Below are 14763 nucleotides of genomic sequence, written 5' to 3' on the forward strand. Positions count from 1 at the left end.
ATATTCTCGAGCGGTACACGGTGAACTACCCCACCCTACTCGCTCGCTTGCGCTCGCTCCTTGAGGGTGGGGCTTCCTGCTTCCATGACGCGCTTTGCAGGAACCGAAGTGGTTCCTGTAGGGAGCACAGTCTCCACAGGCATTGATTCGGAGCGTCCCGCTCCTACCTGCTTGATACCGCGAGAAAGAATGTTCCATGCCGCGTTCCAGTCCCGGTCTGCCGTGAAGCCACAGGAGGGACAGGAGTGTTCCCGGACCCACAGCGGTTTGTCGGTCGAGACACCGCACGCCGCACACTCTTTGGTCGTTCCAGCCGGATCGACGGCGACGAAGTGCGTTCCCTCGCGCTCGCACTTGTACTCGAGCATTCTGAGGAACGTTCCCCACGCTGCTCCGGCACGGTTCCGAGAGTTCCCGTCAAGTTCGACGAGACCTTTCGCGTCAAGGTCTTCGACCGCGACGAGATCGTACTCTCGAGCGTAGAAGTTCGAGAGTTTGTGCAAGAAATCTCGGCGCTTATTCTTCAGGTCGGCGTGGCACTCGGCAACCCGACGGCGTTGCTTCTCGTAGTTGTTCGATCCGTGCTTTTTGCGCGAGAGTTTTCGTTGCTCACGCTCGAGTTGGTCGCGTTCGTCCGAGAGGTCAACCGATTCAATCGCGTGTTCGTCGGTGTCGTGTGCATACTTCAGGATGCCCACGTCGATGCCGACGACGTTCTTCAGTGAGTTGGGCTTTTGCGGTGGCTCTCTGTCGACTGTTCTCCTCGTTGGCTTTGTCGGGGTTCTTACTCCTTGAGACGATACTTTCCTGTGTACTGATTCAGGGCGATGACACTCTCCCTGACCACCGGAAAGCTACTTTAGGAGCCTTGGAGGGAGTTGAGATGGAGGATGTCGCGAAGGTCACACGCGAGTAGACGGGAGCGAAGTAACACGAATCGCCGACGGTTTTTGAAAGCGGTTGGGGGAGCGGGCGTCGCCGGCCTAGCGGGCTGTCTGGGTGGCGAGTCGACGGTAACCGCCACCGCTTCCGAAGCGAGCGATAGCAGCGACGAAGACGATGGAGGTGACGAGCCGTCGACGGACACGATCACGCTCGGCGGCTCGATGAGTCTCTCCGGTGACCGCTCCGATATCGGACGGCTGTACGCGGACGCATACGAACTGACCGTCGGCCGTATTAACGACGCTGGCGGCGTCGAAGCTGGCGACGGTATCCCCTACGAGCTAGAGCTAGTCCTGCGAGACGACGAGAGCGACCCCTCGAGGAGCGAAGTCATCTACCAGAACCTCGTCGATCAGGCGGGGATCGACTATCTGGTAGGGCCGTACTCGAGTGCGATTACACTGTCGACCAGTGACGTTGCGGCGAACGCCGAGCGGCCGATGGTCGCGGGTGGCGGCGCCAGCAGCCAGATCTTCGAGCGCGACAACGAGTGGATTGTCAGCCTGTTACCGGCAGCCGACACGTACGCCACCACGAGCATCGAGATGACGATGGCACAGCCAGATCCACCATCCTCGGCGGCGATCTTGGCCAAAGCGGATCCGTTCAACCAAGACACTGCGGAGGGAGCGCGCGGAATCTTGCAGTCGGCGGGAATCAACGTCGTCGTCGACGAGACGATCACTGCTGAGACGACCGACCTATCGACGTCCCTCGCGCTCGTTGAGGATGCCGACGCGGATGTCCTCCTTCTGAACGGCTATCAAGAAGATGCGGTGATCGCGGCCGAACAATTAGCGAGCGAGAACGTTGACGTCGATATGGCGTGGGCGCCGGGCACCAACCTCACTGACTCGTTCAGAGAACAGACCGGGGAGAACGGCGACTACTGGTACGGCCCGTCGCCGTGGGCGACCACTGTCGACTCCGCGGACGACGTCTTTGGATCGACGAGCGAGTTTATTTCGGCCATCGAGAACGAGTACGGGTACGAACCCGACTACCACAGTGCGGCCGCCAGCGCCGTCGTCCAGACGTTCCAGCGCGCGTTCACGGCCGTCGACGAGCTGACGCCGGGAACCGTGCGCAACGCCATCCGTGGTGTCCAGTTCGACAGCCTTTACGGCCCCGTCCAATTCGACGAGGACGGCGCCATCCTGAGAGACATGGTCGTCTATCAGTGGCAGCCAGAGGCGGGCAGACAGCTCGTGTGGCCGGAACAGGTCAGTGAAGCCAACTCCATCTATCCAATGCCGAACTGGGACGCACGATGAGTTGTTCCGGGGCTCGACCTCGACGGATGGGACCATCTGACGGTCGTCGATAGGTATGAGACAAGTATGAGTCAGGCACTACCCGAGGCGTGGTTCGCCATTGACACGCGGAACAATGCCGTGATTACGTGGATACTCGTCGCACTCCTCACGATCACAGTCGTTGCGAACCTCTTCGTCGGCTACGTTCTCGGGGCCGCGTTCGCAGCTATCGCGACGGTGACCGCGGTCGTGCCACCGCTGGTTGCCCGTTCGTGGTCGCACACGCTTCCGTGGCCACTCCTCGCCGTCGCGTCGCTTCCGCTCGTCCTCGGACCACTCCAGCCAGCGTTCCTCGGCCAGTTTTTCATCGGTGTCGGCGTCGCGGTGCTCAGCATGCTCGTCGTCAGCACGCTCCAACTCACGACGATGATTCGGATGACGCCCGCCTTCGCCGTGTTCTTCGTCTGTCTCACCACGCTCGCCGTCGCCGGATTCTGGTCGGTCGGCTCGGCGTTCAGTGCGGCCTATCTCGGCGGCACGTTCGTCAAGACGAACGATGAACTCATGCTGGTCTTCAGTGTCGCGCTCGTCGCGGGACTCGTTTCGGGCCTCTCCTTCTGGCTGTACTTCCGGTGGCGACTCCGACGCGAACAGTCTCCCTCACGAGAGGTGGAACCGACGTGACGATCCGCGAGCGGTTGAGACCCATCGGCAAACGGGATGCCCTACTCGTCCGCCTACTCCAACTTCTCATGATCGCAATTCTCGTGACTGGATTTTGGTTTGGGAGTTTGGGTATAGTGGTCAATGCGTCTCTCGGTCTTCTCGTCTCACAACTCCCCGCCCTCTTCAGGCGCCGTTACGGGTTCACGATGAACGTCGGACTCGTCCTCTGGATCACGGTCCCGATGGTCCTCCACGCGCTCGGGACAGTACCGTTGCCCGGGCTCGGCTTTCTGACGCCGTACCAAGCCGTCTGGTGGTGGGACCACCTGACCCACGCGTTCTCTTCCTCGCTCGTGGCAGGCGTCGGTTACGCGACCGCTCGAGCACTGGACATACACACCGACGCCGTCAATTTTCCGCCGAAATTTCTGTTCGTGTACCTTCTCATCTTCATGATGGCGTTCGGTGTCATCTGGGAGCTCTACGAGTTCTACGTCACCATCGCAGCGCAACTCCTCGGTATACCCGGAATTCTCACGCAGTACGGTCTCGAAGACACCGTTCTCGATCTCACGTACGACCTGCTCGGTGCCCTGCTCGTCTCCGTTCTCGGAACCGCCTACCTCACGGACGTTTCGAACCAGCTAGCCGACCTATTTGGCACTTAAGCATCCTGACGACTCAAACCGTTCCTTCTGTGTGCGCTGGAAAACGAAACGGTACGCGGATTCCGATCGTTAATCCCGCAGGATGCGATTGTACAACGAAGCGAGGAGATATCCACTGGTAAATCCGTCCATAAACGCCCAGCCGGCACCGATGATGAGCCCGGACCGGCTCTCATTGAAGCCGCGGTACATGTCTGCGAGTAGCTGTTCCCACCGTTTTCCCCATCCCACCCGAGCAGTGAGACCGATTGCCGCCACTGCGCCAGCCCAGAATATTCCACACGCCAACCCGAACGCATTTGGTTCCAGTCGAGATGGCTCTGAAATCGTGGTTCGGGGCGGTTCTTGCATCGTCTCGGAATCCGATCCTTTCGCTTTGGTTTTGATCCAGTTACTCATACGAACACCTCTCGAGCCGTGATAGCGGGACAGTCACAATCGGCTCACACTGACGCACGGCAACCCCCTATATAATACTATGACGATATTGTCGGATTAATTACTGCCAGTCTGACGGTGCGGCTCGATGTTTTGTAACCCACCTCCGGGGAGGTATCGTCATCGTTCACCGAGGAGAAAGCCCACGACTTCAGTCGTGTGGAGGATGTCAATCCGTACTGACCGAGCTACCCTATCAGGTATCGAGAAAGAATCCGTACTACATTCACGCTGCGTATTCAGCACGACCGCTGAGATCTATCACCATTTGAGGATTTTGACGAGAGCATTTCGTATATCTCGGCTGGAAACCTGCGTAGTCCTATACTGTTTATCAGGGCGGTCAACAAATGCTGTTGTAACGACACCATGCAACGTGGCCTCTCACGCGACGACTCGGGTAGTAGTCTTGCAGGCCGTCCCGACGCAAACGGTGACGGCACTGTCCTCCAGATCACGGCACGAACGCATCTGAAAATACTGTCAACACGACATTCGGAGCCGTGGACCAACCAGTAGACGAACCGGATACGGGACCAAAGGCCACGCAGATCCCGCCCGAAGCGCCACCTCGCCAGATCGGTATCGAAGCGGAAGCACTGGATCGCAAGCAGACGGCACTCGAACGGATGCGGTTGCCGAGACCGGTGCTTCGGCGTTTTGCACTGCTCGGAGTACTATATGTCGTGCTAGTGGGCGGGTTGGCACTCACATTTGACAGCGGACCGCGACGACTCTCGCTCGTGCCGGTCGTCGTAGTACTTGCGTTCGCCTTCCAGACGGCGGATTCGGCGGCTGGGATGGGGTTCGGAACGGGACTGGCTCCGCTGTTGTTCGTCCTCGGCTACGAGCCGCTGCAAATCGTCCCCGTGTTGTTGCTGTCCCAGACGCTCATGGGCCTCGTTGCCGGCGCCGTCCATCACGACATCGACAACGTCACGTTTTCGCTCCGGCCGCTCAATGACGAGACGAAACTGCTGTTCTTGCTCGTCGGGATCGGTTCCGTCGCCGTCCTCGGCTCGGTCGTGCTCACGTATTTCACGCTCGAACTCTCCGACGTGATCATCGAGTCGTACGTTTCGTTCCTCGTGTTGACAATGGGGGTCGTGGGACTGCTGCGCGCGAGACTGCGGACGAGAATCGAATACCGACCACGACGGCTCGCCGCGTTCGCGCTGCTGGCCGGGGTGAACAAGGGTATCGGTGGCGGCGGCTACGGCCCCGTCGTCACGCTGGGACAGATCCTCTCCGGCGTGTACGAAAAAAGCGCCGTTGCGATCACGACGCTCGCGGAGGGAATAGTCTCGATCACCGGGATCGCCACGTTCTTTATCCTCTTTTCGTACGGCGTCCCGGTCGACCTCCAGCTGTTGCCTTCTATTTTCGCTGGTGGCTTTCTCGCGGCGATCGTTGGCCCCTACGCGGTTCGAGTCGTTCCGAATTCGGTTTGGCGCTATCTCATTCCGATCTACGCGTTCGGTATCGGCCTCATCGGACTGCTTTTCGGGGTGGACGTGTGACGTCGTTCTCCGTTTCCGAACGAACGCTAGAACGCGTCAGTCTCGACGGTAATGTCGGCGTGGAGCCCCTCACGAAGCGCTGCGTGAACGTGACAGAGCTCTTCGCCGCGTGCGATTAGCTCGTCGGGCTCCTCAACGTCCGCTTCGATGGAGAGCACGAATTCGATCGCCTCGAGGTGGTCTTCGTCGTCCAGCGTTGCCTCCGCGTCGATCGTCATTCGACCGAGGTCGTCGTAGCCGGCTTTCCGTGCACCGAGGCGGACGGCAGGGAGGAAACACGACGCGTAGTCGGCGACGAGCACCGCGTTCGGGTTCGGTCCCGTCTGTTCCATCGGGTCGATCTCGAGTGTGAAGTCGCCGACGTCGCTTTGCGTTTCGTATCCGTCCTCGCTGGTCGTCGTCAGGGCAATATCGTCCATTTCTGTATTGTGTAATTCACACCATATCATGAAATGGCTTGTGACTCGCTCGAGTATAAATACGGCGTGGATACGATTAAGACTCGACACTATTTCAGGCACGAATCAGCAACTAATCGTCGTTCTATGTGACTGTAGCGGTGAATACGTTCTAGATTATTAGAACTGTGATGATAGTGTCCAGTCGGCACGTTCAAATACTACGCTGAGTAGTTACTACTATATCGAACAATACTATGGGCGAAACTGAACAGGCCACAACAGGTGTGCACTCGCGTGTCGCAACCACGATCGAGTTCTTCGGGCCACAGTGGTTCGGCTCGACAATGGGCACTGGTGTACTCGGTATCGCCTTGTCGCTGGTCGCGACACGAAGTCACCTCGAGTCCGTCGCGATGCTCGCCACAGCTTTCGTCAGTCTGACGCTGGTTGCGACGGTCGCGTTCCTCGTTCCATGGCTGTTGCGGATCGGCTACTACCCAGATCGGGTGCGGACCGACCTGATCCATCCGGTCCGAAGCCAATTCTTCCCGACGATGCCGATCACGCTGCTCGTCCTCGGCGTCGGTATCGACCAGACGATGGGCCATCTTCTCTCCGATGCGACGCTACAGTCTCTCCTCACGCTGTTTTTCGTCGTTGGAAGCGTGGGGATCTTCGGCTTCGGGCTGTTGCTCGTGACGCTCATGTTCACCAACGACCGGATTGGTCCTGACGACGGCGTCTTCGCGTGGTACATCCCGCCTGTGTCCCACCTCGTGATCCCGCTCCTCGGTTTCTTGCTCGTTAGCGACTACTACGCCGGCACGCTCACAGGGCAGATCATTTTCGTCGTGTCGGTGATCGCACTCGGCGTCGGGACGTTCATGTTCCTGTTTTTCGGCTCGATCGTTTTGTATCGGTACGCCTACGCGACGCTCCCACACGAGAAACTCGCCCCGACGTTCGCCATCGGGCTCGCTCCGACATCCGTGCTCGTCATCGATATCGCCCGTCTCACGTACGCGTTGCAAGCTGGCGTCGGCGTTGACATTTCGCTCGCACCGCTCGAGCCGCTGTTGAAGCTGCTCGCGCTGTTGCTGTGGGGCTTTTCGGCCTGGTGGTTCGTTCTGACGGGTGCGCTCGTTGCCTACTATATTACACGCCGGACACACCCGTTTTTCTTTACGTGGTGGGCCTACACCTTCCCGATCGGTGCGTTCGCCGTCTCGACTGACGTGCTCGCCAATCTTCTCGACGTTGCGGCCTTCGGCTTCGTTCTGATCGGTGTGACGGCGCTGCTCTTGGTTGTCTGGACGATTACAGCGGGCCAAACCTGGCGACTCGTGGCTCGTGGACGTGCGTTCACCGCTGATTAACGAAATTCTTAGCGATCCTCGAACCATCCGACTGAGACGTCTTCCTCGTCGACCAACGGGACGTACGGTTTCACGTCGAGTATCGGCGTCCCGTCGACGAGGTCGAGGCCGCGGACACGAAGTGTCGTCCCGTCGCGCTCGAGCAACTCGACGACAGTCTGGGCGAGCGGCGTCGGCCGGTGTGGGCTCCGCGTTGCGAACACGCCGACCTCGAGGTCGTCGACGTGTGGCGGCCGCGCAGTCAGTTGGGATTCGTTGATTTCGTCGAGATGGGCGAAGACAACAATGTGAGAGAACCCATCGATCCCCTCGAGACCGGCCTCGTACTCCTCCTCGAGGACGACTTCACCGCCCGTTTCGGAGACCTCATCGTGGATGACGTCTTCGGGGGTGTCGTATGGCGATCGAACGCGTCCGATTGGTGTGTAGCTGATCTCCATCGGTATGCTTTGGTAGCAACTAGACTCGTATATGTGGCCATCTTGGACCCAATACCGCTGGTTGTCGGACGGCAGCCTTTTGGCATCAACGGGTTTTGCCGGGGGTTGCCGTACTTGCTGCAGGAGTTACTGAACCTATCACTCTCTGACAATTTCAACACAGGCGTGTGGAGCGAAAAGCAACACCGCACTTGGTAATGAAGTTCGGCATTCAGCTCTACCCTGCTGGGCTCTCGCCTTCAGATACTGTTCGAGTTCTCGATATATTCGGCGTTGAGTAGGCTCAGTCCACGGTTCATAACCGGATTCACGAAACTGATCTACAGCCAAAATCTAGTCAGAACCCGGATCACGTCGCGATTGATAAGATCGTGGTCTGACTTAATAACAAGCAGTGTTGGCTGTGCGTAGCAGTCGATCCTGACTCGAATAGAAACCTGCATACACGGCTCGAGTCGACCAGAATGAAGGCTATCGCTAGCGCGTTCTTTACCGAACCACACGAGAAACATACAGTCGAAGATGCCATGTTTTTCATTGATTACGACAAATAACTGAATGACGCTGGTCACCGATACAACTTCAATCTCAGATACGAACGCATGCCAATCGGAACAGTATTGAACATATATTGAAAGAGATAAAATATCGGACTTCTTCATTCTCAAACTACTTTCGGAACGCACAAGCAACAACTACTGATCAGTGGCTTAACTCAGTCGCGGTCACATGAAATTAAATGATTCGAATACGGTGGAATCGCCGCACGAAGAACTTCCGGTGGTGTCAGGCCACACCTGCCACCTGATCAGATTCGCGGACGTTAATGAACGCGCTTTGCGGGAACTCCCGGCACAGTACGCCCCATTCACGAAACCTTGTTTGGTTTACGTCAGAATATTTGTGCGGTTAGAGAAACTGAAATAGGTTAACTGGTGAATTTTTATACAATAGCCTTTTCTTTACTGAAACGTAGGCTGTGGTGATGAGTTCCGATCAAGATCACCTCCGCGAAACGGACACCGAGGAACGGTTCGACTTCAAAAAGGAAGAGACGGCCGCGTTCAAAACCGATAAGGGCCTGACCGAGGAGACGATTCGTCTCATTTCCGAAGATAAAGACGAGCCGGAGTGGATGCTCGAGCGCCGCCTGCGTGCGCTCAAGCAGTACCAGAACATGCCGATGCCGACAGACTGGCCCGGCCAGCCGGACCTCTCCGAACTGGACATCGAAGAGATTGTCCCCTACATCCGTCCAGATGTCGACACGCGTGAAGGCGTCGACGACTGGACGGAACTGCCAGACGAAATCAAAGATACCTTCGACAAACTGGGCATTCCGGAAGCCGAGAAGAACGCCCTCTCCGGCGTCGGCGCCCAGTACGAATCGGAAGTCGTCTACCAGAACATGCAGGAGCAGTGGGAGGAGAAAGGCGTCATCTTCATGAACATGGACCGGGCGGTCCAGGAGCATCCTGAGATCGTCAAAGAGTACTTCATGACGACGTGTGTGCCTCCAAGTGATAACAAGTTCGCCGCGCTCCACGGCGCTATCTGGTCCGGTGGCTCGTTCGTCTACGTTCCCGAAGACGTCACCGTCGAGATGCCTGTCCAGGCGTATTTCCGGATGAACTCCGAAGGGATGGGCCAGTTCGAGCACACACTGATCATCGCCGAACCCGGCAGTGAGGTTCACTACATTGAGGGCTGTTCCGCCCCGAAGTATTCGGCATTCAATCTCCATTCGGGAGGTGTCGAGGTGTTCGTCAAAGAGGGAGCTCACGTCCAGTACTCGACGGTCCAGAACTGGTCGAAAAACACCTACAACCTCAACACGAAACGTGCCATCGCCGAACGGGACGCTACGATGGAATGGATCTCGGGTTCGATGGGTTCGAAAGCGACCATGCTCTATCCCTCGACAATTCTAAAGGAACCTGGTGCGACGGACACCCACATCACGATCGCCTTCGCCGGCGAAGGCCAGAACATCGACACTGGTGCGAAGGTCTACCACAACGCGCCAAACACGAAGTCGACAGTCGAGTCGAAATCCATCAGTAAAGATGGCGGCCGCACCAACTACCGCGGCCTCGTTCACATCGCCGACGGTGCCGAGAACTCCTCGACTGCAGTGGAGTGTGACGCGTTGATGTTCGACAACGAGTCCACCTCCGACACGATGCCGTACATGGAGATCGAGGAGTCGAAAGTCGACGTCGCTCACGAGGCGACCGTCGGCAAGATCGGCGATGAGGACATCTTCTACCTCCAGTCGCGTGGACTGGACGACGACGACGCCAAAAAGATGATCGTCGCCGGTTTCATCAAACCGATCACCGAGGAGTTGCCGATCGAGTACGCCGTCGAGTTGAACCGGCTGATCGAACTCGAGATGGAAGGAAGCCTCGGATAACCTGTCGAGCCAATGAACCACTCTCGCCAGCAATCGATCGTCGTTCGGACCCAAAACGGTGCGTTCAGAGGTGATTGCCCGTGAGCATACGGATGTTGCGATGTTTCGAGTGCGGGCACGGCTACATCGGCGATGACCCGCATCCTGCGCGCTGTCCAGCGTGTCGCTCGTCGTTGGTTCCACCGGCGGGTTCTCTGGCGATCTTCGATCAATCGACGTGGAAAAGTGCAAACGGACTCTCAAAGCTTCGAATCAGCGCCGTAGACGAGCATGGTCGACTGTTCGAGTTCGGTATCGCCGCCCGCAACGGCATGGCAAAACTGGTCGAACTCCGCATCGACGATGCACCCGTCGATCCGCGCTTCGTCCGCACCGCGGTCCAGATACCATCGCTGATCGAGACGAAGCTTGAGGAGACCGGATTGTCCGTCGAATCACCGGTGGATTCCTTCCCGCCGCGCTCGTCGGCTCGAGACTGATCGGTAACCACCAATCAGGAACTGACTGCTCGAGGAACGGGTGGGTTTCTGGTAGGCGGCACGAGAGTATTACTCTCGGGATGCTGTCCCTCTTCTTCGTTCACTCGCGTCGCTCATTCGCAGCGGAAGGACTCGCTGTCTACCGCCGGGAAACTCTCACTCTGCAGAGGCAACGCCGTCTTCATAGCGTGGCAGGTACGAGCCGATCCCGCCTTCCGTGAGGACGTCGTTGTGTTCGACGACGAGTTCACCGCCTTTGATCGTGTGTGTCGGTGCGCCGGTCAGTTCGCGGCCGAACGCCGAACACCAGCGGTTGTCCAGCCCGTAGAGGAAGTCCTCGTCGACGGTAAACTCCTTTTTCAGGTCGACGATCACGGCATCGGCGTCTGCGCCTTCGACGAGTGCACCTTTCCGCGGATAGATACCGAACCGTTTCGCGTTGTTCGTCGAGCAGACTTCGACCATCCGCTCCATCGAGATCCGGTTTTTGTTCACACCTTCGCTAAGCATGAGCGGAAGGAACGTCTGGAGGCCCTGATCACCCGGCGGTGCTTCCCAGACGCTGCCGTCGCGGGGGCCTTTGAACTCGAGTTGGTACGGGCAGTGGTCGGTGCCGACGTGGTCGAACGTGCCGTTTCGGAGGGCCTTCCAGAGCGCCTCCTGATCCCTTTTGTACCCGATCGGGGGCGAAATCTTTCCCCAGAGGCCGACGTCCTCGTCTTCGCAGTGGTTGGCGAGGAAACTCGGCAAGGTTTCGCCGTGGATGCTGACGCCACGTTCGTTGTACCGTCCGAGTGCGTCGACGGTTTCTTCCATGCTGTTGTGGACGACGTACGTCGTCGCGCCGGTGTGTTCGGTGAGCATACCGATCTGTTCGATCTGCATCGCCTGACTGATCCCCGGTGAAGCGTCGGCCCACGCGCTCAGGTCGTCCCGACCCTCCCCCTTGATTTCATCGATTTTCACCGGCCCGAGGTCGTCGTTTTCGGCGTGGAACATGACGACCGCGTTCTCCATCTCGGCCGTCTTTTTCAAGACTGTGTAGACGCGACCGGCGTCGGAGTGGCCGATTCCCAACTCCGGAGCCGACGTCTTGTACATGTTGAAAAACAGTTTAAACGATCGGACCCCTTCCTCGGCGAGAGCGTCGATCTCGTCGACGTGGTGGTCCTGATGGACGATCGCGTGGAAACCGAAGTCGATGTAGGACTGTTGTTCACCCGTCTCGACGAAAAAATCCATGTCGGGGACGTACGGCTCCTCCTGAAGGAGGAACGTGAAGAACGACGTCACGCCGCCGGCGAGACAGGCTTTCGTCTCAGTTTCCATATCGAGTTCGTACTGGGTGTGATAGTCGTGTTCGTACCGAGAGATACCCATGTGGTTGTGTGGACAGATGATGCCCGGAATGAGGTAATTCCCATCCGCGTCGATCGTCTCGTCGGCTTCGGGCAGCGAACTATCCGATCCGATGGCGACGATTTTCCCGTCTTTGGCGGCCATTCCGCCGTGGATCGTTCCGGATGGTGTGACGACACGTGCGTTAACGACTCTACTGGTAGCTTCTACCATACCACACACAGAGCGAGCGAGGGCTTAACTCTACAGGAAAATACAACTCTACAGACAGTACCGGCGTATCGGTGGTGTGACAGCGAAGCGGCACTCAACCGACGTGAACAGTTATACCATGAGTGTGGTATTGGTGTACATGGTTCGACTAGACGGCACGCAGGCGTTAGTAACAGGAGCGAGCAAGGGTATCGGGCGCGGAATCGCCGAGGGGTTGGCCACCGAGGGAGCGACCGTTGGCGTCAACTATCCCCCACAGGAAGACACAGCACACGCCGATGACGTCGTCGAGACGATCGAAGCCAGTGGAGGAACCGCACGCGCGTTCGAAGCCGACGTCAGCGACGCAGCCGACGTTGAGTCAATGCTCGATGCGTTCGACGACGCGTTCGGGACAATCGACGTCCTCGTCAACAACGCGGGGATCCTTACTCAGTCACCGCTCGCGGAGATGCCCGTCGAGATGTGGGACGAAACGATCGCGGTGGACCTTCGCGGGACGTTCCTCCCGACCCGTTTCGCCCTTCCAAAGATGCTCGAGTCGGGCGGCGGCTCGATCATCAACGTGGCCTCACAGCTGGGCATCCTCGGCGGTGAGGAGTTAGTCCACTACTCGGCTGCCAAAGGTGGCGTGATCGCGATGACGCGAGCGCTCGCCCGCGAGGTGTCGCCGACGGTCCGGGTCAACGCCGTCGCGCCGGGGCCAGTTCAGACCGAGCTGTTGGACGACATCAGCGAGGAATGGCGCGAGGCGAAAGCGGCACAGCTCCCGATGGATCGACTCGGCGAGGTCGAGGATATCGTTCCGACTGTCGTCTTCCTCGCCTCCGAGGAGAGCAGCTATTATACGGGACAGACGCTCAGCCCTGACGGCGGGGATGCAATGCATTAGCTCGGGTTTCAGGTGTCGCGTAGATACTCACACACCTCCTCGACCGGTTTGACGTCGCCGTACTTCGCGTGGATATCGAAGAGGTTCGCCGCATGTGGCTCCTCGAGTCGGTCACCGACGCTCCCCTCGGGGACGATCACGCGAAAGCCGTGGGCACAGCCGTCGACGGCTGTGGCACGGACACAGCCGCTGGTCGTACAGCCGGCGACGACGAGCGTATCGACGCCCCACGCAGATAGCATCGAGTGGAGTTCCGTCTCGTGGAACGAGCTCGCCTGTCGTTTGTCCAGCCGGTGGTCGTCGGCTTGAAGCTCGAGTCGGTCGTCGAATTTGACCCACTCCGAGTCCACGGACAGCACCTCGAGCGTCGGGATCTTTTTGACCCACATCCCGAGATCAGCTGCCTCCGGGTGGGTAGTGATAATGCGGGTTGCCACGACGGGACAGTCGGTGTCGTGGGCGGCCTCGAGGAGTGCATTCGTTCGTTCGACGACGGCTGTGAGATCGCCGCCAAGCGAGCACGAGGGATCGGTGAAGCCCTGTTGCAGATCGACGACGATCAGTGCGGGCGTGTCTCCGTAGCCGATTTCGTTGTCCAGTCCTGCACGGTCGTAAACGTCCGGTGTGTCTGCTGGCATGGTGAACCGCCTGTAGAGTGGTCCATCGCGAACGAGTCGCACGTCGGTTCGCGAATGGATACCACGACGTCGCTTGAAGGCGGCAAAAAGCTTCGCGTCGTCGTGGTATTCGGAAATCAGTAGATCGTCCAGTTCGGTCCGTACTGGTTGCTGCATCTTCTGTTCCAATTATATAAGGAAATCCCCAATACTACCGTTTAACACAGCGAAACGGTGATTTAGCTGGAGTGGTATTGTATCACATAACATGGCAAACGTCGCCCCTGGCTCGTCGGTAAAGTCGGTTGATCGGCTGTTCGAGATCATCCGCATTCTGGACGAACTCAACGGCGCACGCGTGACCGAGGTTGCGACCCGACTCGACATGCCAAAGAGCACCGTCCACGACCATCTCTCGACGATGTACCAGCACGAGTACGTCGTCAAAGAGGGCAACGAGTACTACCTCAGTCTCCAGTTCCTTCGACTCGGCGAGCACGCTCGGTGGCGAAAGGAGGCGTATCGACTCACGTACGAAAAGGTGAGCCGACTGGCCGAACGGACCGGCGAGCGCGCCCAGTTCATCATCGAAGAACACGGGAAGGGGGTCTACATTCACCGCGAAACGGGCGAGTACGGCGTGAAAACCAACTCGGACATCGGCGAACGCGTTCCCTTACACGCGACTGCCGCGGGGAAGGCGATCCTCAGCGCACTTCCCGTTCCGTACATGGAGGCGCTGCTCGCAGAACTCGAACTCGAGCGGTTCACCGAGTATACGGTCACGGACGTCGACGAACTGCGGGCGGAACTGCAGATTGCGCGGGAACAGAATTACGTATTCAACGAGGAGGAGTACACGAAGGGGTTGACCGCTGTCGGCGTGCCGGTACTCGAACAGTCGGGGGCGGTCCTCGGTGCAATCAGTCTCTCCGGGCCGACGTATCGGATGCAGGGTGAGTGGTTCACCGATGAAGTGCCGTCGATGCTGCTGGGTACGGTCAACGAACTCGAGCTCGATATCACGTTTTCGTAGCGGCGACGTTTACGTTCGTTAATGAACATGCGTGTTGTTCA

At 58.3% G+C, this 14763-nt stretch carries 14 protein-coding genes and 2 pseudogenes; 10 read left to right on the forward strand and 6 right to left on the reverse strand.

Annotation, left to right across the window (positions count from 1 at the left end; genetic code table 11):
• Positions 1 to 35: 35 nt before the first annotated feature.
• Positions 36 to 755 (reverse strand): annotated as a pseudogene (locus tag GCU68_RS04085) (RNA-guided endonuclease InsQ/TnpB family protein); the annotation flags it as partial.
• 195 nt (positions 756 to 950) lie between these two features.
• Here GCU68_RS04085 and GCU68_RS04090 point away from each other — a divergent pair.
• The 3 genes from GCU68_RS04090 (at position 951) to GCU68_RS04100 (ending at position 3535) form a co-directional block, all read left to right on the forward strand.
• A complete protein-coding gene (locus GCU68_RS04090; RefSeq protein WP_227014919.1) occupies positions 951 to 2219 on the forward strand; it encodes an amino acid ABC transporter substrate-binding protein in 1269 nt (422 codons plus the stop codon).
• Positions 2220 to 2285: 66 nt separating this feature from the next.
• Positions 2286 to 2885, forward strand: a complete 600-nt coding sequence (locus GCU68_RS04095) for a hypothetical protein (protein ID WP_152939232.1) — start codon at positions 2286 to 2288, stop codon at positions 2883 to 2885.
• Positions 2882 to 3535, forward strand: a complete 654-nt coding sequence (locus GCU68_RS04100; RefSeq protein WP_152939234.1) for a hypothetical protein — start codon at positions 2882 to 2884, stop codon at positions 3533 to 3535. Before GCU68_RS04095 ends, GCU68_RS04100 begins: the two co-directional genes overlap by 4 nt.
• Before the next feature lie 69 nt (positions 3536 to 3604).
• Here GCU68_RS04100 and GCU68_RS04105 read toward each other — a convergent pair whose 3' ends face one another.
• Positions 3605 to 3934 (reverse strand): bacteriophage holin, encoded by a 330-nt coding sequence (locus GCU68_RS04105; protein ID WP_227014921.1) that lies wholly within the window; start codon positions 3932 to 3934, stop codon positions 3605 to 3607.
• 542 nt (positions 3935 to 4476) lie between these two features.
• On the opposite strand from GCU68_RS04105, the gene GCU68_RS04110 reads away from it, so the two are divergent.
• Entirely contained in the window at positions 4477 to 5493 is a 1017-nt protein-coding gene (locus GCU68_RS04110; RefSeq protein ID WP_152939236.1) for a sulfite exporter TauE/SafE family protein, read from the forward strand.
• 26 nt (positions 5494 to 5519) lie between these two features.
• Here the strand turns inward: GCU68_RS04110 and GCU68_RS04115 are convergent, their stop codons facing one another.
• Positions 5520 to 5912 carry an OsmC family protein gene (locus GCU68_RS04115; RefSeq protein ID WP_152939238.1) on the reverse strand — a complete coding sequence of 131 codons (393 nt, stop codon included), beginning with the start codon at positions 5910 to 5912 and terminating at the stop codon, positions 5520 to 5522.
• 326 nt (positions 5913 to 6238) lie between these two features.
• Here GCU68_RS04115 and GCU68_RS04120 point away from each other — a divergent pair, with 326 nt between their 5' ends.
• On the forward strand, positions 6239 to 7270 hold the full coding sequence (locus GCU68_RS04120) for an SLAC1 family transporter (RefSeq protein ID WP_264373474.1): 1032 nt from the start codon (positions 6239 to 6241) through the stop codon (positions 7268 to 7270).
• 8 nt (positions 7271 to 7278) lie between these two features.
• On the opposite strand, the gene tsaA is transcribed toward GCU68_RS04120, so the two are convergent.
• A complete protein-coding gene (gene tsaA, locus GCU68_RS04125; protein WP_152939241.1) occupies positions 7279 to 7710 on the reverse strand; it encodes a tRNA (N6-threonylcarbamoyladenosine(37)-N6)-methyltransferase TrmO in 432 nt (143 codons plus the stop codon).
• Positions 7711 to 7877: 167 nt separating this feature from the next.
• Between tsaA and GCU68_RS04130 the strand changes: the two are divergent.
• The 3 genes and pseudogenes from GCU68_RS04130 to GCU68_RS04140 all read left to right on the forward strand — a co-directional run bounded on the left by GCU68_RS04130 (position 7878) and on the right by GCU68_RS04140 (position 10605).
• Positions 7878 to 8443 (forward strand): annotated as a pseudogene (locus tag GCU68_RS04130) (IS6 family transposase).
• Between the two features lie 252 nt (positions 8444 to 8695).
• The gene (gene sufB, locus GCU68_RS04135; protein WP_152939243.1) at positions 8696 to 10126 is read left to right on the forward strand and encodes a Fe-S cluster assembly protein SufB; all 1431 of its coding nucleotides are present in this window, start codon (positions 8696 to 8698) and stop codon (positions 10124 to 10126) included.
• 80 nt (positions 10127 to 10206) lie between these two features.
• Complete coding sequence (locus tag GCU68_RS04140; protein WP_152939245.1) at positions 10207 to 10605, forward strand: hypothetical protein; 399 nt, start codon at positions 10207 to 10209, stop codon at positions 10603 to 10605.
• A 156-nt stretch (positions 10606 to 10761) separates the two neighbouring features.
• On the opposite strand, the gene GCU68_RS04145 is transcribed toward GCU68_RS04140, so the two are convergent.
• The gene (locus GCU68_RS04145) at positions 10762 to 12177 is read right to left on the reverse strand and encodes a dihydroorotase (protein ID WP_227014923.1); all 1416 of its coding nucleotides are present in this window, start codon (positions 12175 to 12177) and stop codon (positions 10762 to 10764) included.
• A gap of 139 nt (positions 12178 to 12316) precedes the next feature.
• Between GCU68_RS04145 and GCU68_RS04150 the strand changes: the two genes are divergently transcribed.
• Entirely contained in the window at positions 12317 to 13069 is a 753-nt protein-coding gene (locus GCU68_RS04150; RefSeq protein ID WP_152939247.1) for an SDR family NAD(P)-dependent oxidoreductase, read from the forward strand.
• An 8-nt stretch (positions 13070 to 13077) separates the two neighbouring features.
• Here GCU68_RS04150 and GCU68_RS04155 read toward each other — a convergent pair whose 3' ends face one another.
• Positions 13078 to 13707, reverse strand: coding sequence for an isochorismatase family protein (locus tag GCU68_RS04155; RefSeq protein ID WP_152939249.1), 630 nt, complete (start codon positions 13705 to 13707; stop codon positions 13078 to 13080).
• Between the two features lie 247 nt (positions 13708 to 13954).
• On the opposite strand from GCU68_RS04155, the gene GCU68_RS04160 reads away from it, so the two are divergent.
• Positions 13955 to 14722: an IclR family transcriptional regulator gene (locus GCU68_RS04160; protein ID WP_152939251.1), complete on the forward strand. Its 768-nt coding sequence runs from the start codon at positions 13955 to 13957 to the stop codon at positions 14720 to 14722.
• Positions 14723 to 14763: the final 41 nt, after the last annotated feature.

The organism is Natronorubrum aibiense, from assembly GCF_009392895.1.
Classification (GTDB): Archaea; Halobacteriota; Halobacteria; order Halobacteriales; family Natrialbaceae; genus Natronorubrum; species Natronorubrum aibiense.

Coding starts and splice junctions, on each gene's coding strand:
- GCU68_RS04155 (WP_152939249.1), bottom strand. CDS start 13,707: ATGCCAGCAGACACACCGGACGTTTACGACCGTGCAGGACTGGACAAC.
- GCU68_RS04105 (WP_227014921.1), bottom strand. CDS start 3,934: ATGAGTAACTGGATCAAAACCAAAGCGAAAGGATCGGATTCCGAGACG.
- sufB (WP_152939243.1), top strand. CDS start 8,696: ATGAGTTCCGATCAAGATCACCTCCGCGAAACGGACACCGAGGAACGG.
- GCU68_RS04145 (WP_227014923.1), bottom strand. CDS start 12,177: ATGGTAGAAGCTACCAGTAGAGTCGTTAACGCACGTGTCGTCACACCA.
- GCU68_RS04150 (WP_152939247.1), top strand. CDS start 12,317: ATGGTTCGACTAGACGGCACGCAGGCGTTAGTAACAGGAGCGAGCAAG.
- GCU68_RS04120 (WP_264373474.1), top strand. CDS start 6,239: ATGGGCACTGGTGTACTCGGTATCGCCTTGTCGCTGGTCGCGACACGA.
- GCU68_RS04115 (WP_152939238.1), bottom strand. CDS start 5,912: ATGGACGATATTGCCCTGACGACGACCAGCGAGGACGGATACGAAACG.
- GCU68_RS04160 (WP_152939251.1), top strand. CDS start 13,955: ATGGCAAACGTCGCCCCTGGCTCGTCGGTAAAGTCGGTTGATCGGCTG.
- GCU68_RS04095 (WP_152939232.1), top strand. CDS start 2,286: ATGAGTCAGGCACTACCCGAGGCGTGGTTCGCCATTGACACGCGGAAC.
- tsaA (WP_152939241.1), bottom strand. CDS start 7,710: ATGGAGATCAGCTACACACCAATCGGACGCGTTCGATCGCCATACGAC.